This is a genomic window from Mitsuaria chitosanitabida ATCC BAA-476 = NBRC 102408 (assembly GCF_001598255.1).
Taxonomy (GTDB): Bacteria; Pseudomonadota; Gammaproteobacteria; order Burkholderiales; family Burkholderiaceae_C; genus Roseateles; species Roseateles chitosanitabidus.
On the sequence record NZ_BCYP01000006.1, the window covers coordinates 361,904 to 386,791 of the forward strand.

The 24,888-nt window shown below is 69.3% G+C and carries 28 protein-coding genes; 17 read left to right on the forward strand and 11 right to left on the reverse strand.

Translation table 11 applies throughout. From position 1 onward, the window contains the following. Window positions 1–6: 6 nt before the first annotated feature. The 3 genes from MCHT01_RS04590 to MCHT01_RS04600 all read left to right on the forward strand — a co-directional run bounded on the left by MCHT01_RS04590 (window position 7) and on the right by MCHT01_RS04600 (window position 2,216). Window positions 7–435 (forward strand): ExbD/TolR family protein, encoded by a 429-nt coding sequence (locus MCHT01_RS04590; RefSeq protein WP_067062922.1) that lies wholly within the window; start codon window positions 7–9, stop codon window positions 433–435. A gap of 12 nt (window positions 436–447) precedes the next feature. Beyond that, complete coding sequence (locus MCHT01_RS04595; RefSeq protein WP_174549034.1) at window positions 448–879, forward strand: ExbD/TolR family protein; 432 nt, start codon at window positions 448–450, stop codon at window positions 877–879. A gap of 86 nt (window positions 880–965) precedes the next feature. Continuing rightward, window positions 966–2,216 (forward strand): hypothetical protein, encoded by a 1,251-nt coding sequence (locus tag MCHT01_RS04600; protein ID WP_067062927.1) that lies wholly within the window; start codon window positions 966–968, stop codon window positions 2,214–2,216. Window positions 2,217–2,392: 176 nt separating this feature from the next. On the opposite strand, the gene MCHT01_RS04605 is transcribed toward MCHT01_RS04600, so the two are convergent. The 7 genes from MCHT01_RS04605 to MCHT01_RS04635 all read right to left on the reverse strand — a co-directional run bounded on the left by MCHT01_RS04605 (window position 2,393) and on the right by MCHT01_RS04635 (window position 7,392). Beyond that, window positions 2,393–3,151: a 3-hydroxyacyl-CoA dehydrogenase gene (locus MCHT01_RS04605; RefSeq protein WP_067062929.1), complete on the reverse strand. Its 759-nt coding sequence runs from the start codon at window positions 3,149–3,151 to the stop codon at window positions 2,393–2,395. A gap of 181 nt (window positions 3,152–3,332) precedes the next feature. Next, a complete protein-coding gene (gene adk / locus MCHT01_RS04610; RefSeq protein WP_067062931.1) occupies window positions 3,333–3,986 on the reverse strand; it encodes an adenylate kinase in 654 nt (217 codons plus the stop codon). 274 nt (window positions 3,987–4,260) lie between these two features. Further along, window positions 4,261–5,019, reverse strand: a complete 759-nt coding sequence (gene kdsB, locus MCHT01_RS04615) for a 3-deoxy-manno-octulosonate cytidylyltransferase (protein WP_067062934.1) — start codon at window positions 5,017–5,019, stop codon at window positions 4,261–4,263. Then, complete coding sequence (locus MCHT01_RS04620) at window positions 5,016–5,219, reverse strand: Trm112 family protein (protein WP_067062936.1); 204 nt, start codon at window positions 5,217–5,219, stop codon at window positions 5,016–5,018. Before MCHT01_RS04620 ends, kdsB begins: the two co-directional genes overlap by 4 nt. Then, the gene (lpxK, locus tag MCHT01_RS04625) at window positions 5,200–6,255 is read right to left on the reverse strand and encodes a tetraacyldisaccharide 4'-kinase (protein ID WP_067062939.1); all 1,056 of its coding nucleotides are present in this window, start codon (window positions 6,253–6,255) and stop codon (window positions 5,200–5,202) included. The genes MCHT01_RS04620 and lpxK overlap by 20 nt, the downstream gene beginning before the upstream one ends. Window positions 6,256–6,268: 13 nt before the next feature. Continuing rightward, window positions 6,269–6,682, reverse strand: a complete 414-nt coding sequence (locus MCHT01_RS04630) for an ExbD/TolR family protein (RefSeq protein WP_067062942.1) — start codon at window positions 6,680–6,682, stop codon at window positions 6,269–6,271. Continuing rightward, on the reverse strand, window positions 6,679–7,392 hold the full coding sequence (locus MCHT01_RS04635) for a MotA/TolQ/ExbB proton channel family protein (protein ID WP_084451835.1): 714 nt from the start codon (window positions 7,390–7,392) through the stop codon (window positions 6,679–6,681). The genes MCHT01_RS04630 and MCHT01_RS04635 overlap by 4 nt, the downstream gene beginning before the upstream one ends. A 329-nt stretch (window positions 7,393–7,721) precedes the next feature. On the opposite strand from MCHT01_RS04635, the gene xseA reads away from it, so the two are divergent. Further along, window positions 7,722–9,026, forward strand: a complete 1,305-nt coding sequence (gene xseA / locus MCHT01_RS04640; RefSeq protein WP_067062944.1) for an exodeoxyribonuclease VII large subunit — start codon at window positions 7,722–7,724, stop codon at window positions 9,024–9,026. Between the two features lie 224 nt (window positions 9,027–9,250). Then, a complete protein-coding gene (locus MCHT01_RS04645; RefSeq protein ID WP_067062947.1) occupies window positions 9,251–9,835 on the forward strand; it encodes a superoxide dismutase in 585 nt (194 codons plus the stop codon). Window positions 9,836–9,966: 131 nt separating this feature from the next. On the opposite strand, the gene MCHT01_RS04650 is transcribed toward MCHT01_RS04645, so the two are convergent. Continuing rightward, a complete protein-coding gene (locus MCHT01_RS04650) occupies window positions 9,967–10,437 on the reverse strand; it encodes a DUF192 domain-containing protein (protein ID WP_067062950.1) in 471 nt (156 codons plus the stop codon). Between the two features lie 224 nt (window positions 10,438–10,661). Here MCHT01_RS04650 and MCHT01_RS04655 point away from each other — a divergent pair, with 224 nt between their 5' ends. From MCHT01_RS04655 to MCHT01_RS04690, 8 genes are all read left to right on the forward strand, one after another. Continuing rightward, window positions 10,662–12,824 (forward strand): heavy metal translocating P-type ATPase, encoded by a 2,163-nt coding sequence (locus MCHT01_RS04655; protein ID WP_245643153.1) that lies wholly within the window; start codon window positions 10,662–10,664, stop codon window positions 12,822–12,824. Window positions 12,825–12,952: 128 nt separating this feature from the next. Beyond that, complete coding sequence (gene ccoS / locus MCHT01_RS04660; RefSeq protein WP_067062954.1) at window positions 12,953–13,099, forward strand: cbb3-type cytochrome oxidase assembly protein CcoS; 147 nt, start codon at window positions 12,953–12,955, stop codon at window positions 13,097–13,099. 115 nt (window positions 13,100–13,214) lie between these two features. Further along, window positions 13,215–14,654 carry a cytochrome-c oxidase, cbb3-type subunit I gene (gene ccoN, locus MCHT01_RS04665; protein ID WP_067062957.1) on the forward strand — a complete coding sequence of 480 codons (1,440 nt, stop codon included), beginning with the start codon at window positions 13,215–13,217 and terminating at the stop codon, window positions 14,652–14,654. 24 nt (window positions 14,655–14,678) lie between these two features. After that, window positions 14,679–15,305, forward strand: a complete 627-nt coding sequence (gene ccoO / locus MCHT01_RS04670) for a cytochrome-c oxidase, cbb3-type subunit II (protein ID WP_067062960.1) — start codon at window positions 14,679–14,681, stop codon at window positions 15,303–15,305. Between the two features lie 12 nt (window positions 15,306–15,317). Then, window positions 15,318–15,497 (forward strand): cbb3-type cytochrome oxidase subunit 3, encoded by a 180-nt coding sequence (locus tag MCHT01_RS04675; RefSeq protein ID WP_067062961.1) that lies wholly within the window; start codon window positions 15,318–15,320, stop codon window positions 15,495–15,497. Further along, window positions 15,490–16,392 (forward strand): cytochrome-c oxidase, cbb3-type subunit III, encoded by a 903-nt coding sequence (ccoP, locus tag MCHT01_RS04680; protein ID WP_067062964.1) that lies wholly within the window; start codon window positions 15,490–15,492, stop codon window positions 16,390–16,392. Before MCHT01_RS04675 ends, ccoP begins: the two co-directional genes overlap by 8 nt. Window positions 16,393–16,444: 52 nt before the next feature. Next, a complete protein-coding gene (ccoG, locus tag MCHT01_RS04685) occupies window positions 16,445–17,896 on the forward strand; it encodes a cytochrome c oxidase accessory protein CcoG (protein ID WP_067062966.1) in 1,452 nt (483 codons plus the stop codon). A gap of 40 nt (window positions 17,897–17,936) precedes the next feature. Beyond that, window positions 17,937–18,227, forward strand: a complete 291-nt coding sequence (locus MCHT01_RS04690) for a hypothetical protein (protein ID WP_067062968.1) — start codon at window positions 17,937–17,939, stop codon at window positions 18,225–18,227. A 2-nt stretch (window positions 18,228–18,229) separates the two neighbouring features. Here MCHT01_RS04690 and MCHT01_RS04695 read toward each other — a convergent pair whose 3' ends face one another. Next, window positions 18,230–18,976 carry a cyclic nucleotide-binding domain-containing protein gene (locus MCHT01_RS04695; RefSeq protein WP_067062970.1) on the reverse strand — a complete coding sequence of 249 codons (747 nt, stop codon included), beginning with the start codon at window positions 18,974–18,976 and terminating at the stop codon, window positions 18,230–18,232. Window positions 18,977–19,178: 202 nt separating this feature from the next. On the opposite strand from MCHT01_RS04695, the gene hemN reads away from it, so the two are divergent. The 4 genes from hemN to MCHT01_RS04715 all read left to right on the forward strand — a co-directional run bounded on the left by hemN (window position 19,179) and on the right by MCHT01_RS04715 (window position 23,540). Continuing rightward, window positions 19,179–20,627, forward strand: a complete 1,449-nt coding sequence (gene hemN / locus MCHT01_RS04700; RefSeq protein WP_084451839.1) for an oxygen-independent coproporphyrinogen III oxidase — start codon at window positions 19,179–19,181, stop codon at window positions 20,625–20,627. 25 nt (window positions 20,628–20,652) lie between these two features. Beyond that, window positions 20,653–21,468, forward strand: a complete 816-nt coding sequence (locus MCHT01_RS04705; RefSeq protein ID WP_067062973.1) for a sulfite exporter TauE/SafE family protein — start codon at window positions 20,653–20,655, stop codon at window positions 21,466–21,468. A gap of 108 nt (window positions 21,469–21,576) precedes the next feature. After that, window positions 21,577–22,830, forward strand: a complete 1,254-nt coding sequence (icd, locus tag MCHT01_RS04710; protein ID WP_067062976.1) for an NADP-dependent isocitrate dehydrogenase — start codon at window positions 21,577–21,579, stop codon at window positions 22,828–22,830. Between the two features lie 233 nt (window positions 22,831–23,063). Beyond that, window positions 23,064–23,540 (forward strand): zinc ribbon domain-containing protein, encoded by a 477-nt coding sequence (locus tag MCHT01_RS04715; protein WP_245643154.1) that lies wholly within the window; start codon window positions 23,064–23,066, stop codon window positions 23,538–23,540. Between the two features lie 82 nt (window positions 23,541–23,622). Here MCHT01_RS04715 and MCHT01_RS04720 read toward each other — a convergent pair whose 3' ends face one another. Together MCHT01_RS04720 and MCHT01_RS04725 are read right to left on the reverse strand one after the other, a co-directional pair. Further along, window positions 23,623–24,252 (reverse strand): FABP family protein, encoded by a 630-nt coding sequence (locus MCHT01_RS04720; protein WP_067062983.1) that lies wholly within the window; start codon window positions 24,250–24,252, stop codon window positions 23,623–23,625. A 117-nt stretch (window positions 24,253–24,369) separates the two neighbouring features. Then, entirely contained in the window at window positions 24,370–24,678 is a 309-nt protein-coding gene (locus tag MCHT01_RS04725; protein ID WP_273486924.1) for a cold-shock protein, read from the reverse strand. Window positions 24,679–24,888: the final 210 nt, after the last annotated feature.

The following is a 24,888-nucleotide window of genomic DNA, read 5'->3' on the forward strand; positions in this document are numbered from 1 at the left end:
CGCAATATGGGGATGAACGTAGGTTCGTCCGGTGGCGACGATGAAGTGGTCTCGACCATCAACACCACGCCCCTCGTGGACGTGATGCTGGTGCTCTTGATCATCTTCCTGATCACCGTTCCGGTGGTGACGCAATCGGTGGGGGTGACCCTGCCGAAGGAGACGAACGTCATCCGCGTCACCAAGCCGGAAAACATCGAAATCGCGGTGACCAAGGATGGCGACATCTACTGGGGCGTGCAGCCAGTTCCGGACACGGAAACGCTGGTCGCGCGCCTGAAGAAGGTGGCGGTTCTGAATCCTCAGCCGGAAGTTCACATCCGTGGCGATGAAAAGACGCGCTACGAGAACGTGGGCAAGGTGATGGTCGCGTGCCAGCGCGCGGGCATCATGTCCATCAAGTTCGTCACCGAGCCGCCGGCTCGTGGTGGCTGAAGGAGCTGAACAATGGGTATGAATGTTGGAAGCTCCGGCGGTGGTGAAGATCCCGAAACCATGCTGGACGTCAACACGACGCCGCTGATCGACGTGATGCTGGTGCTGCTGGTGATGCTGATCATCACCATCCCGATCCAGCTGCACTCGGTGAATCTGGACATGCCGCCTCCGCAGCCGAACCAGCCGCACGTGGACCCGATCGTCCATGAAGTGGCGGTCGACTTCGACGGCACCGTGTTCTGGGACGGCGCCGCCGTTCCCAACCACGCGGCGCTCGAAGCCAAGCTGGCGGAAGTGGTGGCGATTCCGGATCAACCGGAAGTGCACATCAAGCCGAACAAGCTGGCCGATTACGGCTACGTCGCCAATGTGATGGCGTCGGCGCAGCGTCTGGGCGTCAAGAAGATGGCGATGGTCGGGAACGAGCAGTTCCTGAACTGAGACCGGATGTCCGTCTGACGATGTCTGCACGAAACGCGCTGCCCGCGAGGGTCGCGCGTTTTTTTCTTTCGTAGGAGAGCAATCGAATGAAACTCAAACTGCTGGCAACCGCCGCCGTGGGCGCCGCCGCCCTGGTCCTGGGTCAGGGTCCCTCGGGCAGCCTGAGCGTCCTGTCCCAAGCCGCCGCCCAAGTGCGTCCGCAAGTCGGTGGCGCCCTGAAGGCCGCGTCCGACCTGCTGAAGGCGGGCAAGGCGCAGGAAGCCATGGGCAAGATCCGTGAGGCGGAAGCGGTCCCCGGCCGCAACGCCGACGAGAACGCGACGCTGGAAGGCCTGCGCCTGTCCGCCGCCTCCCGCCTGGGCGATGCCGACGGCATGGTCAAGGCCTATGATGCGCTGAGCGCCGCCGGCAAGCTGCCCGCGGCCAACAAGCTGCCCACGATGGAAGCCATCGCCGGCACTTACCTGCGTCAAGGCAATGGCGCCAAGGCGCTGGAGTGGGTCAACAGGTACAACGCCGCAGGTGGCAACAGCCCGGCGATGAAGCAGATCCAGGCCGCGGCGCAGCTGCGTTCGGGCGACGTGACCACCATCCTGAAGGACACGATGGCCGACATCGCGGCCGACGAGAAGGCGGGCCGCGCTCCCTCGCAGGAGAAGCTGAACACCGCGCTGTGGGCCGCCAACAAGAAGGGTGACGGCGCGACCGAGTCCGTCCTCATCCAGAAGCTGCTGAACTACTACCCGACCAAGCAGCTGTGGGCGCAGTCGCTGGGCACGCTGCAAAGCAAGAAGGGCTTCGCCGCCAGCCGTTACCAGGTCGACGTGCTGCGTCTGAAGCTGGCCACCGACAACATGAAGGACGGCAGTGACTTCATGGAGCTGGCCCAGCTGGCCGGTGCCGCCGGTTATCCGGACGAAGGCAAGAAGGTGCTGGACAAGGGCTTCGCCTCCGGCGCCCTGAAGCCGACCGACGACAACGCCCGTCCGAAGCGTCTGGCCGATCTGCTGGACAAGCGCATCGCCGAAGCCAAGGCCGGTGCCGCCGCCGCCGAGACGGCCGCCCGTGGCGCCCGTGAGGGCGACGAGCTGGTGAAGGTCGGCTTCGCGCAAGTGCAGCGCGGCCAGGCGGCCGCCGGCATCAAGCTGATCGAGGAAGGCATCGCCAAGGGCAACCTGAAGCGTCCGGACGATGCCAAGCTCTACCTGGGCCTGGCCCAGTTCCTGGGCGGTGACAAGGCCAAGGCGCAAGCCACGTGGCGCACCGTCAAGGGCACGGACGGCTCGGCGGACCTCGCCGGCCTGTGGTCGGTCTACGCGCGCAGCGCGAAGAACTGATCGCGCGGAACGAGGGCGCGCGCGAGCGCGCTGCTCGTCGGCCGCCGAGGCGCGCGTGGGGCTCACACGAGTGCTCACCGGCGCCCCCAAACGACAAGGCCTCCCGGCGCAAGCCGGGAGGCCTTTCTCTTTGGTGCGACCGGATCAGGTCGCGCGGGAGGTCGCTCGCGCCGCCCTCACTTGGGCTGCATGCGGATCGCGCCGTCCAGGCGGATCACCTCGCCGTTGAGCATGTCGTTGGTGATGATCTGGTGGACCAGCTTGGCGTAGTCCTCCGGGCGGCCCAGGCGCGAGGGGAAGGGCACGCTGGCGGCCAGCGCGTCCTGCACCTCCTGGGGCATGCCGAACAGCATCGGCGTGCCGAAGATGCCGGGGGCGATGGTCATGTTGCGGATGCCGTTGCGGGCCAGGTCGCGCGCGATGGGCAGCGTCATGCCGACCACGCCGCCCTTGGACGCCGCGTAGGCCGCCTGGCCCATCTGGCCGTCGAAAGCCGCCACCGAGGCGGTCGAGATCAGCACGCCGCGCTCACCGGTGGCTTCCGGCTCATTCTTGGCCATGGCCTCGGCGGCCAGGCGAATCATGTTGAAGGAGCCGACCAGGTTCACCGTGATCGTCTTGGAGAACACGGCCAGCGGATGCGCGCCGTCCTTGCCCACCGTCTTGGCGGCCGGCGCGATGCCGGCGCAGTTCACCAGGCCCATCAGCTTGCCCAGCGAGACCGCCTTGGCGACCGCCGCCTGGCCATCGGCCTCCTGGCTCACATCGCACTTCACGAAAGCGCCGTTCAGTTCCTTGGCCAGGGCCTCGCCGCGCTCGACCTGCAGGTCGGCGATGACGACCGTCGCGCCTTCGCGCGCCAGCATGCGGGCCGTGCCTTCGCCCAGGCCGGACGCGCCGCCGGTGACGATGAAGACCTTGTTCGCGATGTCCATCAGATGTCTCCTTCCACGTTGCTCACGTTGTCGATGTCGTTCGGGTCGGCGCGCCTTCGACCGGGGTCGTCACGCGCCGATCGGCACTCGAAGTTGCCGTTGACGTAAACGTCAATTGTGGACGAAAAAATGGCGGCCTCGCGGGCCGCCATCGTTCCGTCGCGCCATGAAGCGCGCCGGATCAGCCCAGCGCGGCGAGCGCGCGGCCGGTGATCTCGTCGACGCTGCCGATGCCTTCGATGCGGCGGTACTGCGGGGCCTGCGCGTCGCCGCTGGCGGCCCAGGTCGAGTAGTAGTCCACCAGCGGGCGCGTCTGGGCCTGATAGACCTCCAGGCGCTTGCGCACGGTCTCTTCCTTGTCGTCGTCGCGCTGGACCAGGTCCTCGCCGGTGACGTCGTCCTTGCCGGCCGTCTTGGGCGGGTTGAACTTCAGGTGGTAGCTGCGACCCGAGCCCGGGTGCACGCGGCGGCCGCTCATGCGCTCGATGATGGCTTCATCGGGGACGGCGATCTCGAGCACGAAGTCCAGCTTCACGCCGGCGGCCTTCATGGCGTCCGCCTGCGGGATGGTGCGGGGGAAGCCGTCGAACAGGAAGCCCTTGGCGCAGTCGGGCTGCGTGATGCGCTCCTTGACCAGGCCGATGATGATGTCGTCGCTGACCAGACCGCCTGCGTCCATGACCTTCTTGGCGGCCACGCCCAGCTCGGTGCCGGCCTTCACCGCGGCGCGCAGCATGTCGCCGGTGGAGATTTGCGGGATGCCGAACTTTTGGCAGATGAAGGCCGCTTGGGTGCCTTTACCGGCGCCAGGGGCGCCCAGAAGAATCAGTCGCATGGGTCTCCTCGATACGTGGAGAGGGCGCGCCGCAGGAACGACGCGCCCTCGAAAACTGCGGGCGAGGATAGCATGGGCCAGCCTTCGCCCCGCTGACGCGGCGGCCGAATGAATTGAGGTGTAACCCTGTCGGGCTACGGTGCCGCGACCCCGCGCGGGGCCGTGTTCATCGGGGTCCGCCGCGATCGGCGCCTCTGCCGATCGTCGCCATGACGACGATCGGGCGGCCATCGGCCGACGGTCGATCAGCGCTCGACGGGCGGTCCGCCGACCCTCAACCCGCGATCAGTCGGCGCACGCGCTCGAGGTCCTCGGGCGTGTCGACGCCGGGCCCCGGTCGCTCGGCGCTGACGTGCACCGCGATGCGCTCGCCGTGCCAGAGCACGCGCAGCTGCTCCAGGGCCTCGATCTGTTCCAGCGGGCTGACCGCCAGCGTCGGGAAGCGGCGCAGGAAGCCGGCGCGATAGGCGTAGAGGCCGACGTGACGCAACACGGCGTCCGTCTTCACCCGGGCGCCGCCGCCTGGCGCGTCGCGCCACCACGGGATGGGCGCGCGCGAGAAATACAGCGCCAGCCCTTGCGCGTCGGTCACCAGCTTGACGACGTTGGGGTTGGCGAATTCCGAATCGTCGTCGATCGCATGGGCGACCGTGGCCATCGCGCACTGCGGCTTCCCGGCCAGCAGCTCGGCGCAGGCGCTGATCATGCCGGGCGCGATCAGCGGCTCGTCGCCCTGGACGTTGACCACCAGCGCGTCGTCGGCCAGGCCCAGCAACTCGGCGGCCTCGGCCAGGCGATCGCTGCCGCTGGGATGATCGGCGCGGGTCATCAGCGCGCGCACGCCGTGGGCCTCGCAGGCCGCGCGGACCTCCTCGGCGTCGGTCGCCACCACCACCTGCGCGGCGCCGGCCGTCGCGGCGCGGCGGGCGACCTGCACGATCATCGGCGCGCCGCCGATGTCGGCCAGCGGCTTGTTCGGCAAGCGCGTCGACGCCAGTCGCGCGGGGATGACGATATGGAAGGGCACGCTCACGCCGCGTCGCCCTCGCCGTCGGTCGAGCGGGCCTCGACCGCGAGCATCACCGGGATGCCGTCGCGGATGGGGAAGGCCAGGCGGTCGGCGGGGCAGACCAGCTCGCGGTCGGGCAGACCCGTGCCGGGGGCGTTGCGGCGGTCTTCCAGCGGGCCCTTGCAGACGGGGCACACCAGCATCTCAATCAGTCGATGGTCCATGGGGGAGCAGTCGCCGCAGCTCGCGCTGCAACGCCTCTTCAAAAGCGGGTTCGGGGCGGAAGTCTAGCGCCACCACCCAGATGCGGCAGCCTTGCAGCGCCTCGGGACGCAGCTTGACCGCGTCCTTCTCGGTGATCACGACCTCGTCGGTGCGGGCCCAGGGCAGGGGATCGAGCGTCGCGTGGTCGGGCAGCGCCAGGGCGCGGAAGTTCAGGCCCTGCTGGCCGAGCATGTCGAAGAAGCGCTCCGGCCGGGCCAGGCCGGCGGCCGCCGTCAGCGGCTTGCCGCGCAGCGCGTGCAGGCGCTCCATCCGGCCGGGCTCGCCGCGCCACCAGTCGGCGAGCGAGACGGCGCCGGCGAGCTGGCGGTGTCCGACATAGCCGGGCAGGGCGGTGCTCGGCCGACCGGTGCTGTAGAGCACCAGCCGGTCGGGCGAGGAGCCGGGCGGGGGGGGCAGGTCACGGGCCTGGCGCAGGGGGCCCGCGGGCAGCAGACGGCCGTTGCCCAGCCCGCGTTCGTCGAAGACCAGGATGCTGAGCTGGCGCGGCAGCCGCCAGTGCTGGAGGCCGTCGTCGGCGACCAGGACCTGGAGTTCGGGATGTGCCGCCAGCAGCGCGTGCGCCGCCGCGATGCGGTCGCGGCCCACGGCCACCGGCACGCGGGCGCGCAGGCGGATCAGCAGCGGCTCGTCGCCCACGTCCTCGGCGCGATCGCCGTCGGCGAGGACGCGCACCGCCTGTTCATCCTTGCGGCCATAGCCGCGCGAGACCACGCCCGCGCGCACGCCCAGGCGCGTCAGCGTGTCCAGCAGCGCGAGCGTCGTCGGCGTCTTGCCGGCGCCGCCCACGACCCAGTTGCCGACCACGATCACCGGGACCGGCAGCGTGGCGCTCCTCTTGATCCCGTGGCGGTACAGCGCGACGCGCAGGCGCAGGATCGCGCCATGCAGCGCGGCCAGGGGCCGCAGCAGGTGGGCAAGGCGGTCGTCGTCCCGCCACGCGCGCTGCAGCCGGTGCTCGAGCGCGGCCCGGTTCATGTCCGGGGGCGGGTCATTGCGGCTTGTTGGCCGCGAAGGTCAGGCGCGGCAGGTTGGCGCGCCGGGCCGCGTCCATCACGTTGACCACCGCCTGGTGCGGCGTCGCGGCGTCGGCGGAGATGATCACCACCGGCTCGGGCTTGCCTTGGGCGGCCTGCTGCAACGCGGCGGTCAGCAGCTCCACGCTGCGGCCCTCGACCGCCTGGCGGTCGATCGCGTAGCGGCCGTCGGCCGCGATGGCGACGATGATCTCGGCCGGCCGGTCCTTGAGCTGCTGCGCGTCGGCGGTGGGCAGCGTCACCTGCAGCTCGGTGAACTTCGAGTAGGTGGTGGACAGCATCAGGAAGATGAGCACCACCAGCAGCACGTCGATGAACGGGATCAGGTTGATCTCCGGTTCCTCGCTCTGACGACGGCGGAACTTCATTTGGCCGCCTTCGCGGGCTTGCCCTGGGCCGGCGCGGGCGCGGCGACCGGCGGCGGCACCGTGGCGGGGCCGGCGTGGGTCACCGGACCCGACGGCATCGCGCGGTTGACCAGATGGGTCAGCAGACGCTCGCTGGCCTGCTCCATGTCGATGACGTAGGCCTCGATGCGGCCGCGGAAGTAGCGGTACATCATCAGCGACGGGATCGCCACGATCAGGCCGAAGGCGGTGTTGTACAGCGCGATCGAGATGCCGTGCGCGAGCAGGCCGGGATTGTTGCCGGTGGGGCTCTGGCTGCCGAAGATCTCGATCATGCCCACCACCGTGCCCAGCAGGCCCAGCAGCGGCGCGGCCGCGGCGATCGTGCCCAGGGTGTTCAGGTAGCGCTCCATCTGGTGGATCGCGTGGCGGCCGGCCAGTTCGAAGACCTGGCGCAGGCGGGCCTCGCCGCCGCGCGGATCGACCTGCGAGGCGCGCAGCCCGGCGGCCAGGACCTGGCCGAGCAGCGAGTTCTCGGCCAGCTTGCCGACGACCTCGTTGCTGGGGATCTGCAGCTGGGTCACGCCCAGCACTTCCTCGATCAGGCTGGCCGGGGCGACTCGGGCGGCCCGCAGGCTCACCAGACGCTCGATGATCAGGGCCAGCGCCACCACGGAACACAGCAGCAGCGGCCAGATCGGCCAGCCGGCCGCTTGTATGATCGAAAACAAGGCATTCCCTCCGTTCGGGCATCTCCGGCCCGGCGGCGCGATTATGGCGCCACGCCGCCCCCGCGCCGACCACTCCCGACCCGCATCACAAGCCCTTACAAACATCCACCGAAGCTGTGGATAACTTTGTGGGCAAGTCTCCGGGAATCGGCGCCAGCGCCGATCAGCACACGGCGCGGAACAGGTTGCCCGAAAAACAGGCAGGAAAAAGCTTTTGAAAAACAAGCGCTTATCGATATGTGACGCGGCAGTGACGGGCAACATGGCCCGCGGAGCCAGCATTGGCGCGGCTGTGGAGTTCCGAACCCGCGCCAGCATTGGGTTTGCGCATGGTTGACGCCTTGAAACCCGCATCGCCACGGATGGTCTGGGGGGTGTCGGCCCTGTTGACGGCCCTTTCCGACGCATTGCAGGCGCGATTCCCCGTCATTGCTGTGCAGGGCGAGCTCTCCGGCTTCACGCGCGCGGCCAGCGGTCATTGCTACTTCAGCCTGAAGGACGCCGAGGGCCAGCCGGCGATGCTGCGCTGCGCGATGTTCCGCCGGGCGGCCAGCCTGGTCGACTTCGCCCCCCGGGACGGCATGACCGTCGAGTTGCGCGGCCGGCTGGACCTGTACGGCCCCCGCGGCGAACTGCAGTTCATCGTCGAGGCGATGCGACGCTCCGGCGAGGGCGCGCTCTACGAGCAGTTTCTGCGCCTGAAGGCGCGGCTGGAGGCGCAGGGGCTGTTCGACGCCGACCGCAAGCGCGTGCCGCCGCCGTACGCCCGGCGGATCGGCGTGATCACCTCCACAGGGGGCGCGGCGCTGCACGACGTGCTGACCGCGCTGCGGCGCCGGGCGCCGCATGCGCGCGTCTTCATCTATCCGACGCTGGTCCAGGGCAACGAGGCCCCGCCGCAGATCGTGCGGGCGCTGGCGCTGGCCAACGCGCGCCGCGACGCCGAGGTGCTGCTGCTGGTGCGCGGCGGCGGCTCGCTGGAGGACCTGTGGGCCTTCAACGACGAACGCGTGGTGGCGGAGGTCGCCGGCTCGGCGCTGCCGGTGATCTGCGGCGTCGGCCACGAGACCGACATCACCCTGGCCGACCTGGCCGCCGACCTGCGGGCTCCGACGCCCACCGCGGCGGCGGAACTGGCCACCGTCTCGCGTCAGCAGTGCCTGGAGACGCTGGAGGCGCTCGAGCGCCAACTGGTGCGCCGTGTCGAGCAGCGCCTGGACGCGGCGGCGCAGCGCCTGGATCGGCTGGCCTTGCGCCTGGCCCGCCCGGGTGACGCGCTGGCCCGCCAGCGGCGCCGGCTGGACCTGCTGTCGCAGCGGCTGGGGCAGGTCGCCCCGAAGCGGGTGGCGTTGCAGGCGCAGCGGCTCGATCACCTGGATCACCGTCTGGCCCGCGCCCTGCCGGCGCAGGCGCAGCGTGGCGCCCACCGGCTGGACGCGCTCGCGGCCCGCCTGCAGGCGCTGGATCCCCGCCAGGTGCTGGCACGCGGCTATGCCTGGCTGGACGACGGGCAGGGGCGGGCGCTGAGCTCGGTCCGCCAGCTGTCCGAGGGTCAGGACTTGCGCGCGGTGCTCGCGGACGGCGAGGCCGAGCTGCGGGTCGGGCGCGTCGCCTGCCGGGACGAGGCGGGCTGACCGGACCGACCTCGGGCGGCGCGCGTGGCGGGCGGCTCGCGGGAGGGCCCGACGGACCCGCGGGACCCCAGAGGCCCGTGGTCGCGAAGGGGCTTGTTTCCGGGAAACGCCCGGTCGCGCGAGCATGCGGTGGCGCGGTATGCGTGCTCCCGCCAGGGGCATGATCCGGATGCCTACAATCGCCCGCGACATTCGTCCACCACCTCATCCAACAGGAGTCCCACATGGAACACGTTCTGCCCGAGCTGCCGTACGACAAGAAGGCGCTGGAGCCGCACATCAGCGCGGAAACCTTCGAGTACCACCATGGCAAGCACCACAAGGCCTACGTGGACAACCTGAACAACCTGCAGAAGGGCACGGAGTTCGAGAGCAAGACGCTGGAAGAGATCGTCAAGACCTCCAGCGGCGGCATCTACAACAATGCCGCGCAGATCTGGAACCACACCTTCTTCTGGTCCTGCATGAAGCCCAACGGCGGCGGCGCGCCGACCGGCAAGCTGCTGGACGCCATCAACGCCAAGTGGGGCAGCGTCGACGCCTTCAAGGAAGCCTTCCAGAAGAGCGCCGTGGGCAACTTCGGCTCGGGCTGGACTTGGCTGGTCAAGAAGGCCGACGGCTCGGTCGACATCGTCAACACCGGTGCCGCCGGCACGCCGCTGACGACCGCCGACACCGCGCTGCTGACCGTCGACGTGTGGGAACACGCCTACTACATCGACTACCGCAACGCGCGTCCGAAGTTCGTCGAGACCTTCCTGAAGAGCCTGGTCAACTGGGACTTCGCGCAAGCCAACTTCGGCAACTGATCGCGCGGCGCCCGTCAGGGGCGCCCATGACGTGGCGCCTGTCGCAGGCACCATGAAGAACGGCCCGGGAGCGATCCCGGGCCGTTGTCGTTTGGCGGTCCAGAGCGGGCCGGCCCGCCGTCTTCAGTGCGTCACTTGGGCCAGGGGCCGCCGCGCAGCTTGGTGCCGGCCTTGAGGCCGCGCTTGTCGAACCAGCCCTTGTTCATTTCCAGCACGTAGCGGACCGGCTTGGCCGAGCAGTGCGAGGCGTCGGACAGCGGCTTCATCTCGTCGACGTTGACGATGGTGCCGTCGTCGGCGACGAAGGCCACGGCCAGCGGGATCAGCGTGTTGCGCATCCAGAAGCACTGGACGTTGGCGTCCTCGAAGACGAAGAGCATGCCGTTGTTGGCGGGCATGTCGCGGCGGTTCATCAGGCCGATGGCGCGCTGCTCGTCGGTGCGGGCGACTTCGGCGTGGATCAGGTGCATGCCGGCACCGAGCTCGACGACGGGCAGGCCGGTCTGAGGACCTTGCGCCTGCGCCAGCGCCGCGCTGGTCGAAAGAAGGAGGGCGGCGGCCGCCAGGCCGATGCGCGATGCTGCGGGCTTGATATTGAACATGGTCGACCCTTGAGGTTTGGCGGATTATCGCGGCCATGCCGCCCGCCCCCACCGCCGTGGCGACCGTCGCCGGTCACGGCGCGGCGACACGGTCCTCACGCGCCACCGACGACGATGCCTGCGAGATCCCGCGCGTTCCCGCGGGCGGGGCCGTATCCGGCGACCGGGGCACGGCGGCTGAGCGCGACCGACGGCTCTCGCTCTTTACCGAATGGAAAAGCGATGTGTCGGGCGCACGCCACGCGCGTTCGCGTCTGCTGCTGTCAGGCATGCATTGCGCGAGCTGCGCGGGCCTCATCGAGTCGCTGCTGCACGCGCAAGCGGGTGTGCGGCTCGCCCAGGTCAGCCCGGCGACGCAACGCCTGACCCTCGATTGGCAGCCGGAGGCGACCTCGCTGGACGCCCTGCGCGCCGCGCTGTCGGGCGCCGGCTACGACTTCGCCCCCGATCTGGCCGCGCCCGCCCGCGACCTGCGACGGCGCGAGCATCGCCAGGCGGTGTGGCGGCTGTTCGTCGCCGGCTTCCTGATGATGCAGGTCATGATGCTGGCCTGGCCGTCCTACGTCGCCGGCCCGGGCGAGATGCCCGAGGACCAGGCCGCCCTGCTGCGCTGGGGCCAGTGGGTGCTGACGCTGCCGGTCATGCTGCTGTCGGCCGGCACTTTCTTCCAGGCCGCGTGGTCGCAGCTGCGCGGCGGCCGTCTCGGCATGGACGTGCCGGTGTCGCTGGGCCTGCTGGTGGCCTTCGTCGCCGGCAGCGGCGCCACGCTGGACCCGGCCGGATCCTTCGGCCACGAGGTCTTCTTCGACTCGATCACGATGTTCGTGAGCTTCCTGCTCGGCGCGCGCTATCTGGAGCTGCGCGCGCGGCACCGCGCCGCGGAGGCGCTGGAGGCGGTCGCCGGCGGTCTGCCCGATCCCGTGGAGCGGCGCGGCGCCGACGGGGGCTGGGAGTGGGTGGAGGCCGAGTGCCTCGCGCCGGACGACCTCGTGCGCGTCGTCGCGGGGCAGCGCGTGCCCGCCGATGCGCGTGTCGAGCAAGGCGAGAGCGCGACCGACGAGTCGCTGCTCACCGGCGAGTCGCGGGCGGTCCGGAAGTCCGTCGGCGACGAGGTGCTGGCGGGCAGCGTGAACCTGAGCGGCGTGCTGCTGCTGCGCGTGCGACGCGTGGGCGAGGACACGCGGCTGGCCGGCATCCGGCAATTGATGACGCAGGCCTTCCAGGACCGTCCCGAGGCGCTGCGCGCGGCGGATCGGGTGGCGGGCTGGTTCCTGGCGGCAGTGCTGGTGCTGGCCGCCGGCGCGGCCGTGGCGTGGCAGTTCATCGACCCGTCGCGTGCGCTCGCGGTGAGCGTGTCGGTGCTGATCGTGACCTGTCCTTGCGCCTTGTCGCTCGCGGCCCCTGCCGCGTGGGTGAGCGCCGCCGGCGCGCTCGCGCGGCGTGGCCTGCTGCTGTCACGACTGGACGCGATCGAATCGATGGCCGATGTCGACCTGATCGTGACCGACAAGACCGGCACCCTGACCGAGTCCGTGCCGCGTCTGCTGCGTCAATGGCCCGCGGCGCTCGACGCGGAGACGCTGGAGGCCGCGACCGTGTTGTCGAGCAGCTCGCGGCATCCGATGTCGCGGGCGCTGCTGGAGACGCTCTCGCGCGATGCGGACAAGGCCTCCTGGCGGGCCATCCAGGAGATCGGTGGTCACGGCATGCAGGGCATCGACGCGCAAGGGCACTCGTGGCGGCTGGGCGCCGCCGCATGGGCGGCCGCGGACCATCTCCCGGATGCCAGTCTGGTGCTGGCCCGCGACGGCGTCGCACAGGCGTCCTGGCACTTCGGCGAGGCCTTGCGCGACGGCGCGCGCGAGGCCGTCGCGGCCTGGCGCGCCCAAGGCCTCGATGTCGAGCTGCTGTCCGGTGACGCGTCGCCCCGTGTCGGCGCGATCGCCAGGCTGGCCGGCATCGATCGCTGGCGCGGAAGCGCGACGCCGGAGGACAAGCTGTCCCACGTCGCCACGCTGCAGACGCTGGGCCGCCGCGTCCTGATGATCGGCGACGGCATCAACGACGCGCCGGTGCTCGCGCGGGCCCAGGTCTCGATCGCGATGGGGCAGGGGGCCGACCTCGCCAAGGCGCGCGCCGATGCGCTCCTGGTGGGCGGACGGCTCGAGGCCGTCGCGGCCGCGCTCGCCTTGGCGCGCCGGACGCACCGCGTCGTGCGCCAGAACCTCGCCTGGGCGGCGCTCTACAACGCGGTCTGCGTCCCGCTCGCGCTGATCGGCTGGCTCCCGCCCTGGGCGGCGGGCCTGGGCATGGCGCTGAGCTCCGTCGCCGTGGTGGGCAACGCCGCGCGCCTCGGCCGCGACGTCGCGCCGTCGCGCGGGGCCTGACATCGGTCCGCGCCGCCGCACGACCCGCGTCGAGGGCTCAACGCCTCACCCCTCCCGCATCTCGCATCTCGCATCTCGCCCCACGCCTCACGCAACTCGCAACTCGCATCACGCCACCAGGACCTGCCATGGACATCCTCTATCTGCTGATTCCGCTCTCCGTCGTGCTGGTGCTGGTGGTGCTGGCCGTCTTCGGCTGGGCCTTGCAGGACGGCCAGCTCGAGTCGCTGGACCGAGAAGGTCAACGAATCCTCGAGGACGACGCGCACGCCTGAACTCGCGCGTGCAAGCTTGACAGTCGTCAAGGTCCTCCGAGTGCCGCGGTCGAACAATCGCCGCCATCTGCAAAGACAGGCACAAGGAGCCGACATGTCAGGCACGACAGGTCCGATGGGAGGGGGTGTCCGAGCCCCGGGATATGAAGATGGCGTGGTCCGCGCGTTCTCGCTGGCCGCGGTGTTGTGGGGCGTGGTGGGGATGCTGGTCGGCGTGGTCATCGCCGCGCAGCTGGCCTGGCCCGAGCTCAACCTCGGCATCCCCTGGCTGAGCTACGGCCGCCTGCGGCCGCTGCACACCAACGCGGTGATCTTCGCCTTCGGCGGCTGCGCGCTGATGGCCACCTCGTTCCACGTGGTCCAGCGCACGAGCCAGGTGCGGCTCTTCGCGCCCGCGCTGGGCTGGTTCGTGTTCTGGGGCTGGCAGCTGGTGATCGTGCTGGCCGCGATCACGCTCCCGATGGGTCTGACGACCGGCAAGGAGTACGCCGAGCTCGAATGGCCGATCGACATCCTGATCGCCGTCGTCTGGGTGGCCTACGCGATCGTCTTCTTCGGCACGATCGGCGTGCGCAAGGTGCGCCACATCTACGTGGCCAATTGGTTCTTCGGCGCCTTCATCATCGCGGTGGCGCTGCTGCACATCGTCAACAGCGCGGAGATCCCCGTCTCGCTGACCAAGAGCTACTCCGCCTACGCGGGCGTGCAGGACGCGATGGTGCAGTGGTGGTACGGCCATAACGCGGTGGGCTTCTTCCTGACCGCCGGCTTCCTCGGGATGATGTACTACTACATCCCCAAGCAGGCCAACCGCCCCGTCTACAGCTACCGGCTCTCGATCGTCCACTTCTGGGCGCTGATCTTCACCTACATGTGGGCCGGTCCCCACCACCTGCACTACACGGCGCTGCCCGACTGGGCGCAGAGCGTGGGCATGCTGTTCTCGCTGGTGCTGCTGGCTCCCAGCTGGGGCGGGATGATCAACGGGATGATGACGCTCAGCGGTGCCTGGCACAAGCTGCGCGACGACCCGATCCTGAAGTTCCTGATCGTGGCGCTGTCCTTCTACGGCATGTCGACCTTCGAGGGTCCGATGATGTCGATCAAGACCGTCAACGCGCTCTCGCACTACACGGACTGGACGATCGGCCACGTGCACAGCGGCGCGCTGGGCTGGGTGGGCCTGATCTCGATGGGATCGCTGTACCACCTGATCCCGCGCATGTACGGCCGCACGGAGATGTACTCCAAGCGCGCCATCGAGCTGCACTTCTGGATCGCCACGCTGGGCATCGTGCTCTACATCGCCGCGATGTGGATCGCCGGCGTGATGCAGGGCCTGATGTGGCGCGCGGTCAATCCCGACGGCACGCTGGCCTGGACCTTCGCCGAGAGCGTCAAGGCGACCTACCCGTTCTACGTGGTGCGCCTGATGGGCGGCCTGCTGTACCTGGGCGGCATGCTGCTGATGACCTGGAACGTCGTGATGACGGTCCGCGTCGGTCGCGTCGACACCCAGCCCATTCCCCCGGTCGCCCTCGCGGCGGCCGCCTGATCGCACGGACCCCAGGAGCACGCCATGGCCAATGCCCATGCCAAACCCGCCGGCCACGAGCGCATCGAGACCAGCAACTTCCTGATGATCGTGCTGGTGCTGCTGACGGTGATCGTCGGCGGCATCGTGGAGATCGTCCCGCTGTTCTTCCAGCGCTCGACCACGCAGCCGGTCGAGAACCTCAAGCCCTACACCCCGCTGCAGCTCGCGGGACGCGACGTCTACATCCGCGAGGGTTGCTACAACTGCCACTCGCAGATGATCCGCCCGCTGCGCGCCGAGACGCTGCGCTACGGCCATTACTCGGTCGCCGGCGAGTTCGTCTACGACCACCCCTTCCAGTGGGGCAGCAAGCGCACCGGCCCGGACCTCGCGCGCGTCGGCGGCAAGTACAGCGACGAGTGGCATCGCCTGCACCTGAGCAACCCGCGCGACCTGGTGCCCGAGTCCAACATGCCCGCCTACGCCTGGCTGGCCGGCAGGTCGGTGGACCCGCAGGACATGGCCCCGCGCATGCGCGCGCTGCGGACCGTGGGCGTGCCCTACACCGACGAGCAGATCGCCGCCGCGGCCGAGGAGGTCAAGGGCAAGTCCGAGATGGAGGCGGTCATCGCCTACCTGCAGGTGCTGGGCACCGCGCTCAAGCGCTGATCGGAGGTCGACATGGACACGAACGACTTCGACCTGAATGCGCTGCGCTCGGCGGTGACGCTGATCTCGCTGCTGGTGTTCCTGGGCATCGTCGTCTGGGCCTATGCCCGGCGCAACCGTGAACGTTTCGAGGACCTGGGCGCGCTCCCGCTGATGGACGACGCGGCGCCCGAAGGAGGTCGACATGAGTGATTTCGTTTCGAACGGCTGGTCGCTGTTCGTCGCCGCGGCCACGGTGCTGGGGCTGGTGCTGTGTCTGGCGCTGCTGATCATCGCCAGCCGTCGCAAGGTGATGGCCGACGACAACTCCACCGGCCACGTGTGGGACGAGGACATCCGCGAGCTCAACAACCCGCTGCCGCGCTGGTGGATGGTGCTGTTCGTGCTGACCGTGATCTTCGGCGGCGTCTACCTGGCGCTGTACCCGGGACTGGGCAACTTCGCCGGCACGCTGAAGTGGAGCAGCGAGGACCAGTACAAGGCGGAGGAAGCCCAGGCCCGCGAGGCGATGCACACCATCTACGCCGCCTTCGACGCCAAGCCGGTCGAGGCGCTGGCCCGCGACCCGCAGGCCATGGGCATCGGCGAACGGCTGTTCGCCAACAACTGCGCCACCTGCCACGGTTCCGACGCCAAGGGCTCCAAGGGCTTCCCCAACCTGACCGACGACGACTGGCTCTACGGCGGCAGCTTCGAGACCATCATCGAGACCATCACGAACGGCCGCCAGGGCACGATGCCCCCCATGGCCGCGGCGGTGGGCTCCGGCGAGGACGTGCGCAACCTGGCCCACTACGTGCTGAGCCTGTCGGGCAGCCCGCACAACGACATCGCCGCGGCGCTGGGCAAGCCCAAGTTCACGGTCTGCGCGGCCTGTCATGGGATGGACGGCAAGGGCAACCAGGCGCTGGGCGCGCCCAACCTCACCGACAAGATCTGGCTGCACGGCTGGGGCGAGGCGGCCGTCATCGCGATGGTGAACAACGGCAAGCACAGCGTGATGCCCGAGCACGGCTCGCGCCTGAGCCCGGAGCAGATCCGCGTGCTGGCCGCGTACGTGTGGGGCAAGTCCCATGACCGTCCCTGAACCTCGACCGGCCGCCGGGCCCGCCGTCCGGGCCGACTCCGGATCGGACGCGATGACGGGACGGCGAGCGGACGCCGGCGCCCGGCCCGAACCGCGCGTGATCCGCCTCTACGAGGCCGAGGCCAAGATCTATCCCCGCGCGGTGCACGGCTGGTTCGCCGTGTGGCGCTGGGTGCTGGTGTGGGCGACGCAGGCGCTGTTCTACGGACTGCCCTGGCTGAACTGGAACGGCCGTCAGGCGGTGCTGTTCGACCTGGACGCGCGGCGCTTCCTCATCTTCGACCTCATCCTGTATCCGCAGGACTTCATCTACCTGACCGCGCTGCTGGTGGTCTCGGCCTTCGGGCTGTTCTTCTTCACGGCGGTGGCGGGCCGACTGTGGTGCGGCTACGCCTGCCCGCAGACCGTCTACACCGAGATCTTCCTGTGGATCGAGCGCCGCATCGAGGGAGACCGCGCCGCGCGCATCCGGCTGGACAAGTCCGGGTGGGGCGCCGAGAAGCTGCTGCGCAAGGGCGGCAAGCACGCGGCCTGGATCGCGGTGTCGCTGTGGACGGGGTTCACCTTCGTCGGCTACTTCGAGCCCATCCGCGCGCTGGGGCAGGGCGTGCTGGGCGGGGCGCTCGGCGGCTGGGAGATCTTCTGGGTCCTGTTCTACGGCTTCGCGACCTACGGCAACGCGGGCTACCTGCGCGAGCAGGTCTGCAAGTACATGTGCCCGTACGCCCGCTTCCAGAGCGCGATGTTCGACAAGGACACGCTGATCATCAGCTACGACGCGGCGCGCGGCGACCCGCGCGGTCCGCGCTCGAAGAAGGTGGATCCTGCGATGGCGGGCCTGGGGTCCTGCGTGGACTGCGCCCAGTGCGTGCACGTCTGCCCGACCGGCATCGACATCCGCCAGGGCCTGCAGTACGAATGCATCGGCTGCGCCGCCTGCATCGACGTCTGCAACGACGTGATGGACAAGTTCGGCTACGAGCGCGGCCTGATCCGCTACGCGACGCAGAACGGCATCGACAAGCGCTGGACCGCGGCCCAGCAATGGCGGCGCGTGCTGCGGCCACGGGTGCTGATCTACGGCGCGATCCTGATGGCCGTGTCGACGGCGCTGGTCTGGAGCCTGGCGATGCGCATGCCCTTCAAGGTCGACGTGGTGCGCGACCGGGCGACGCTGGCGCGGCAGATCGAGGATGGCGTGGTCGAGAACCTCTATCGCCTGCAGCTGATGAACGCCGCCGAATCGACCCAGCGCTTCCGGCTGGACGTGACGGGCATCGACGGCCTGACGGTCGGCTCGCCGCGCGGCACCTTGACGCTGGCGCCCGCGGAGGCGCGCTGGATCACCGTGTCCCTGCGCCTGTCGCCCGAGGCCGCCGCGCGAGCCGGTGGCGGCGTGCATCCGATGCACTTCCGCATCGAGCGTCTGGCGGCGGACGGCAACGGCGGGGTCGTCGCGGATCGGTCGCTGCTCGAGAAGTCGACCTTCGTCGTCCCGCGTTGACCGCGCATGACCTGACCCCCGAGTTCTCCAAGGAGCTGACATGACCACGACCTTCACGCGCCGCGCCGGCGCGGACCTGCCGAGCAGCGGCCCCTGGTGGCGGCACCCGATGATGTGGCTGGTGCTGGGCGGGCCGGCCATCGTGGTGGTCGCCAGCATGGCGACGCTGACGCTGGCGGTGACGCACCCGGATCCGGTCGTCGAGCATCGCGGCTCGGACGGCAGCGTCCGACAGGCCGCGGAGGAGGCCGGCGAGGAGGCGGGCACCGCCGCGCACCAGCCCGCGATGAAGGCCCGCAACCACGCGGCCACGGGCGGTCAGGCCCGCTGAGCCTAGGCGGCCTGCCGCATCAGCTGCGACAGCTGGCGTTGCTTGAGCAATCGCACCTCGCGGGCGCGGATCTCGAGCATTCCTTCGTCCTGCAGCCGTGACAGCGTGCGGCTGACCGTCTCCAGCGTCAGGCCGAGGTAGCTGCCGATCTCCTCGCGCGTCATCCGCAGCACGACGCTGGACGACGAGAAGCCACGCGCCTGCAGGCGACGCAACAGGTCCATCAGGAAGGACACGACGCGTTGCTCGGCGCGCATCGCGCCGAGCATCAGCAGCACGCCTTGCTCGCGCACGATCTCGCGGCTCATCAGGCGGTGGAACTGCTGCTGCAGGCGATCGAAGTCGCGGGACAGCTCGTCCAGCCGCGCATAGGGCACGACGCAGACCTGGGAGTCCTCCAGCGCCACGGCGGTGCAGGCGTGGGTGCCGTCGCTGATGCCGTCCAGGCCGAGCAGCTCGGCCGCCATCTGGAAGCCGATGACCTGGTCGCGGCCGTCCTCGGCGACGGCCGAGGTCTTGAAGAAGCCGGTGCGCACGACATGGAGCGCCTCGAAGGGCTCGCCGGCGCGGAACAGCACCGTGTTGCGCGGCACGACGCGTCGGCCCTGGACCAGGCGCTCGAGCTGCTCGGTCTCGGCCGGCGCCAGGCCGGTGGGCAGACACAGGTGACGCAGGCAGCAGCTCGAGCAGGCGACCTTGAAAGGCTCGAGCCGCGGGAAGGCGGGTGGGGGCAGGGTGGTTCTCGCCATGGATGCGGCGCGGGGCGGGCGCGGGTCGGAGTGGGCGGAACAGCGGATCGAGGCCTCGACCGGACGGAGCGGTCCAGGCGCGGGAGCGGCTGCGGGGCGGTGGGTGGCGTGGGGAGAGCGGCGGATTCTTCGCCGCGCGATGGGCGCCGGCAATGACATCAATCAATGACCAATTGCCAACAAAGGGTGAGGATCCCGTCCCATGAGAGCCGACCCGACCCCATGGGATCACGCCATCCCGGACCCCGAGCTGCTGCGCCGTTTCGATGTCGCCGGCCCGCGCTACACGTCCTACCCGACCGCGGACCGTTTCCATGGCGGTCATGATGCCGTCGCCGCCAGCGAGGCGCTGGCCTTGCGCGCGTTCGGCCCGTCCGCCACGCAGCCGCTGTCGGTCTACGTGCACATCCCGTTCTGCGAGTCGGTCTGCTACTACTGCGCCTGCAACAAGGTCGTCACGCGCCATCACGAGCGCGCCGCGGACTACCTGAAGGCGCTGGAGACCGAGATGGGCCTGGTGCTGCGCCAGATGGGCGAGCGGCCGGTGGTGTCTCAATTGCATTTCGGCGGCGGCACGCCGACCTTCCTGTGCGACGCGGAGCTCTCCAGCCTGATGGCGATGCTGCACAAGCACTTCCGCATCGCCGCGGACGCCGAGGTCTCGATCGAGGTGGATCCCCGCACCATCGACGTCCAGCGCCTGCGCCACCTGCGCTCGCTGGGCATCAACCGGCTCAGCTACGGCGTGCAGGACTTCGATCCGGCGGTGCAGAAGGCCGTGCACCGCGAGCAGAGCGTGGAGAGTGTCGCGGCCCTGATGGGCGCCGCGCGCGAGATGGGCTTCCGCTCCATCAACGTGGACCTGATCTACGGCCTGCCGCTGCAGACGCCGACCTCCTTCGCGCGGACCATCGAGCAGGTGGCCACGCTGCGTCCCGATCGCGTCGCGCTGTACGGCTACGCGCATCTGCCGCACCGCTTCAAGCCGCAGCGCCGCATCGAGGCCAGCGCGCTGCCGGTGGCCTCGGACAAGCTGCGCATGCTGTCCGGCGCGATCGCGGGCTTCATCGCGCGTGGCTACAGCTACATCGGCATGGACCACTTCGCGCTGTCCTCCGATCCGCTGGCCGTCGCGAAGCGGGAAGGGCGGCTGCATCGGAACTTCCAGGGCTACAGCACGCAGCCGGACTGCGACCTCATCGCGCTGGGCGTGTCGGCGATCTCCAAGGTCGGGCCCAGCTTCTCGCAGAACCTCAAGACCCTCCCCGAGTATTACGCCGCCCTGCGCGAGGGCCGGCTGCCGGTCGAGCGCGGTCTGAAGCTGGATCAGGACGACCTCGTGCGCCGCGACGCGATCATGGCGCTGATGTGCCAGGGCCGGCTGGAGTTCGATCCGATCGAGCGCTCGCACGGCGTGCTGGTGACGGACTACTTCGCCCCGGAACTGGATCGCCTGCGCCAGATGGCGGCGGACGGTCTCGTGACGCTGGAACCCCGGGCGGTGCAGGTGACGCCGACCGGCTGGTTCTTCGTACGGGCGGTGGCGATGGTCTTCGACCGCTATCTCAAGCGCGAGCCCGTCGCCTCGGCGTCGGCCGGAGGCGCGTCCGAGGCGCCGTCGGCGCCGGTGCGCTTCTCCCGCATCCTCTGACCTGGATTGACGACGAGGCGCTGCGATGCTCGATGCCGCCCTGGCCGGGTCCGCGTTCCTCATGGGCGTCGCGGGCAGCCTGCATTGCGCGGCGATGTGCGTCGCGCCCTGCGCCGCGGTCACCGGCGGACGGCGCGACGGGACGCTCGCCTTCCAGGCGGGGCGACTGATCGGGTACGCGGCCGGCGGTGCCGTGGTCGCGGCGAGCGTGGGCGGTCTGCTGCGCTGGGAGTCGGCGGCCGGCTGGCTGCGGCAGGTGTGGCTGGCGATGCATCTGGCGGTGCTGGCGCTCGGACTGGTGCTCGCTTGGCGGGCGGAGCAGCCGCTCTGGTGGCGCCGGCTGTGGGCCTCTCGCTCGCCGACCTCGCTCGGTGTGCCGGCGGCGGCGCTGACGGGGGGCGGTGTCGCCTGGGCCACCTCGGGGCCGTCGACGGGGCAAGGCTCGGAATCGAAGCTCGGGCGATCGACGGCGCGCCTGGCGGGCGCGCTCGGGGCGGGGCTGGCCTGGCTGGCCTGGCCCTGCGGGCTCCTTCAATCGGCCCTGATGACGGCGGCGCTGGCCAACGGTCCCTGGCAGGGCGCGGGGGTGATGGCGGCCTTCGCGGTCGGCTCGTCGCCGGGACTGCTGGCCGGGCCGTGGCTGCTGGCGCGGCTCGGGCGGCTGGGCCGGACGGACGGGGCGAGCGGTCATACCCCTGCTGCCGACGCGGCCGGCCTGGGCGCGGCGGGCGGCGCCGGTGTGCGATGGGCGACGCGTCTGTCGGGGGGGCTGTTGGCCGCGGGGGCCTTGTGGGCCCTGGGTCATGGCGTCTGGGCGCAGGTCCGCGCGTATTGCGGCTGAGCCGGTGTGGCGGCCTTGCCCGCGATCAGCCGCTTGAAAGTTTCGCTGTCATAGAATCGGCGCTTCCGGTTTACCCCACCCATCCACGCGATTCGCGGAGACGACTCCATGTACCAGCACATCAAGGTGCCCGAGGGCGGCCAGAAGATCACGGTCAATGCCGACTTCTCGCTCAACGTTCCGAACAACCCGATCATTCCTTACATCGAGGGTGACGGCACCGGCTTCGACATCACCCCGGTGATGATCAAGGTGGTGGACGCGGCCGTGGCCAAGGCCTACGGCGGCGCCAAGAAGATCCACTGGATGGAGATCTACGCCGGCGAGAAGTCGACGAAGGTCTACGGCCCCGACGTGTGGCTGCCCGAAGAGACGCTGCAGGTCCTGAAGGACTACGTGGTCTCGATCAAGGGCCCGCTGACGACGCCGGTCGGCGGCGGCATCCGCTCGCTGAACGTCGCGCTGCGTCAGGAACTGGACCTGTACGTCTGCCTGCGCCCCGTGCGCTGGTTCGAAGGCGTCCCGTCGCCGGTCAAGGAACCGCACAAGACCGACATGGTCATCTTCCGCGAGAACTCGGAAGACATCTACGCCGGCATCGAATTCGAAGCCCAGAGCGACAAGGCCAAGAAGCTGATCAAGTTCCTGCAAGAGGAATTCGGCGTCAAGAAGATCCGCTTCCCGGAAACCTCGGGCATCGGCGTCAAGCCGGTGTCGAAGGAAGGCACGGAGCGTCTGGTCCGCAAGGCCATCCAGTACGCGATCGACAATGACAAGCCCAGCGTCACGATCGTGCACAAGGGCAACATCATGAAGTTCACCGAAGGTGGCTTCCGTGACTGGGCCTACGCCCTGGCCCAGAAGGAATTCGGCGCCGAGCTGATCGACGGCGGCCCGTGGTGCAAGTTCAAGAACCCGAAGACCGGCAAGGACATCGTGGTCAAGGACAGCATCGCCGACGCGTTCCTGCAGCAGATCCTGCTGCGCCCGGCCGAGTACTCGGTCGTCGCGACGCTGAACCTGAACGGCGACTACATCTCCGACGCGCTGGCGGCTCAAGTCGGCGGCATCGGCATCGCCCCGGGCGCGAACCTGAGCGACTCCGTCGCCATGTTCGAAGCCACCCACGGCACGGCCCCGAAGTACGCTGGCAAGGACTACGTGAACCCCGGTTCCGAGATCCTGTCCGCTGAAATGATGCTGCGTCACATGGGCTGGACCGAAGCGGCCGACCTGATCATCTCGTCGATCGAGAAGTCGATCCTGTCGAAGAAGGTCACGTACGACTTCGCCCGCCTGCTGGACGGCGCGACCCAAGTGTCGTGCTCCGGCTTCGGTCAGGTGATGATCGAGAACATGTGAGCTCACACCCGGCCTTGAGCCGGGTTGACAGCGAAACCCCAGCGCGACGCGTCGCCTGGGGTTTTTTCGTTTCTGGTGCAGAAGGCTGAGGGGGTGCGGCCGATTCGCGCGGCTCCAGTGCGCCTGGGTCAAGAGCGGGGCGAACCCGCAAGGGCTCTCGGCCACCACGGTAGGTGTTCATTCAAAGGAAAAGGAGAGCACCAATGACACCGAGGCCCTGCGGGAGCTGCAAGATGCCCATCTCGACCGACGCGAAAGCCTGTCCCCACTGCGGGACGAGACCCCCGTCGACCTCCCGGCGCGACTTGCTTTGCGGACTTGTCGCGATCGTCATCATGGGCGCGATTGCCGTGAAGGCGTGTGGGTCGAATGACGCCGATGCCGCCAACGTGAAGGACGAAGCCACCTGCCGAAAGGAACTGGCGTGCTGGGGGGAGAAGGGCGTGATTGCCGCTGGCGCGTACTGCAAGGACCCCATCGAGCGGCTTGCGAGGCACTCGGTGCGATGGACCGATGGAGTCATGGACATGAAGTTCAGCCGATACCGATGGGCCGACGAGCCAAACGGGGCGATCGCATTTGTTGGTGACCGCGCGGAGTTCCAGAATGGCTTCGGTGCGTTCTCGCCAGTGATCTACACCTGCGTCCTGGCCGCCGATCACAGGACGGTGCTCGATGTCCACGTCATCCCGGGGCGGCTGGAGCACTGACCGGCAATCGCCGCACGGTCCCTGATGCGTCGAGGCCCTCATACCTTGATCCGCCTCGCGGCATTCTCGATTCCGATGATGCTCAGCGCGCCAGCGGATTCGGCGTCGGTTCGGCGACCTTGCTCAGCAGGTTGCGGTCGGTGTGGTGGAAGGGCTCGGCCTGGCCGTGGATGGCGAGCACCGTGTCCTCCTCGTAGCCCCAGGTCCCCTCGGCGTTGAAGCTGACCTTGATCCGGAACTCGGTCGTCTTGAACGCGTGTAGCAGGAAGGGGCTGGAGCAGATGCCCCAGTCGTCCAGGCCTTGCGTGGCGACCAGCTCGAAGCTGTCGGCGTCCGGATCGACCTGGCCGGCGGCCATCGCGGTCATGCCGCGCGGGATCGTCAAGGTGTGCATCACCGTGCGGGTCGCCGGCTCCCAGAGCCAGAAGCCGACCTGCTCGTGGTAGGTCTTCACCAGCCCGGGCTTGGTGATGTGGGTGAAGTAGCGCAGCCCGTAGAGCAGCTGCGGGCCGTTGGTCACCGGGTCGATGGGCTGCAGCTCGCAGCGCTCGACGAAGGCCTGCTTGCGCGGGCCGTCGGCCTTGGGCTTGACGTCCAGGCCGCGCTGGCCCTCCCAGATCCCGGCCATCCGCGTCAGCGGTCCCAGGTTGGCCAGGGTGTGGACGTCGACGGGTGACGGCTCGGTGTAGATGTCGTCCGAAAAACTCTGCATGAACTTCTTCCTCTCGATTGAGGAGGCGGCGAAAGCAAAAAGGCCCGCGTGAGCGGGCCTTCCTCGCCAAACCCGCGCGGGCGGGTCTGGGGTCCTCAGCGAACGTCCTTCAGCGGATCAAGCCGCGGCAGCCTGCTGCTGCCCGGCCAGCGCGTCCGCCATCATCGGCAGACCCACCGGAGCGGTCAGCTCGTCGCCACCTTCCGCGCCCTCGACGGGGCGGATGTTCTGAGCCAGCTGACCCTTGGGGCCCTGGACCAGTTCGTAGGTGACCTTGCCGCCCTGCTTGAGCGTGCGGAAGCCTTCCATCTGAATGGCCGAGAAGTGCGCGAAGACGTCGCCCCCCCCGTGTTCGGGTTCAATAAAGCCAAACCCCTTGGCATCGTTGAACCACTTGACCGTGCCTGTTGCCATCTTTTTCTCCATCCCGGTGTCCTTGTCGCACCGGGGCGGATTCTCAAATCCGTGTCAAGCCAGTGTCAATTGAGGAACTCCCCGGGGTCGGGCGTCGCGAAGGTGCCAAACTTGCGCAGTCCGGCGCGGGAAATCCCGGAATTCACCGGGTGATCGCCCCGGATTTCAACCGGCCGAATCCATCGCCGCAACAGCCTTGATAGGCTGTCGGCTGGCCCCATG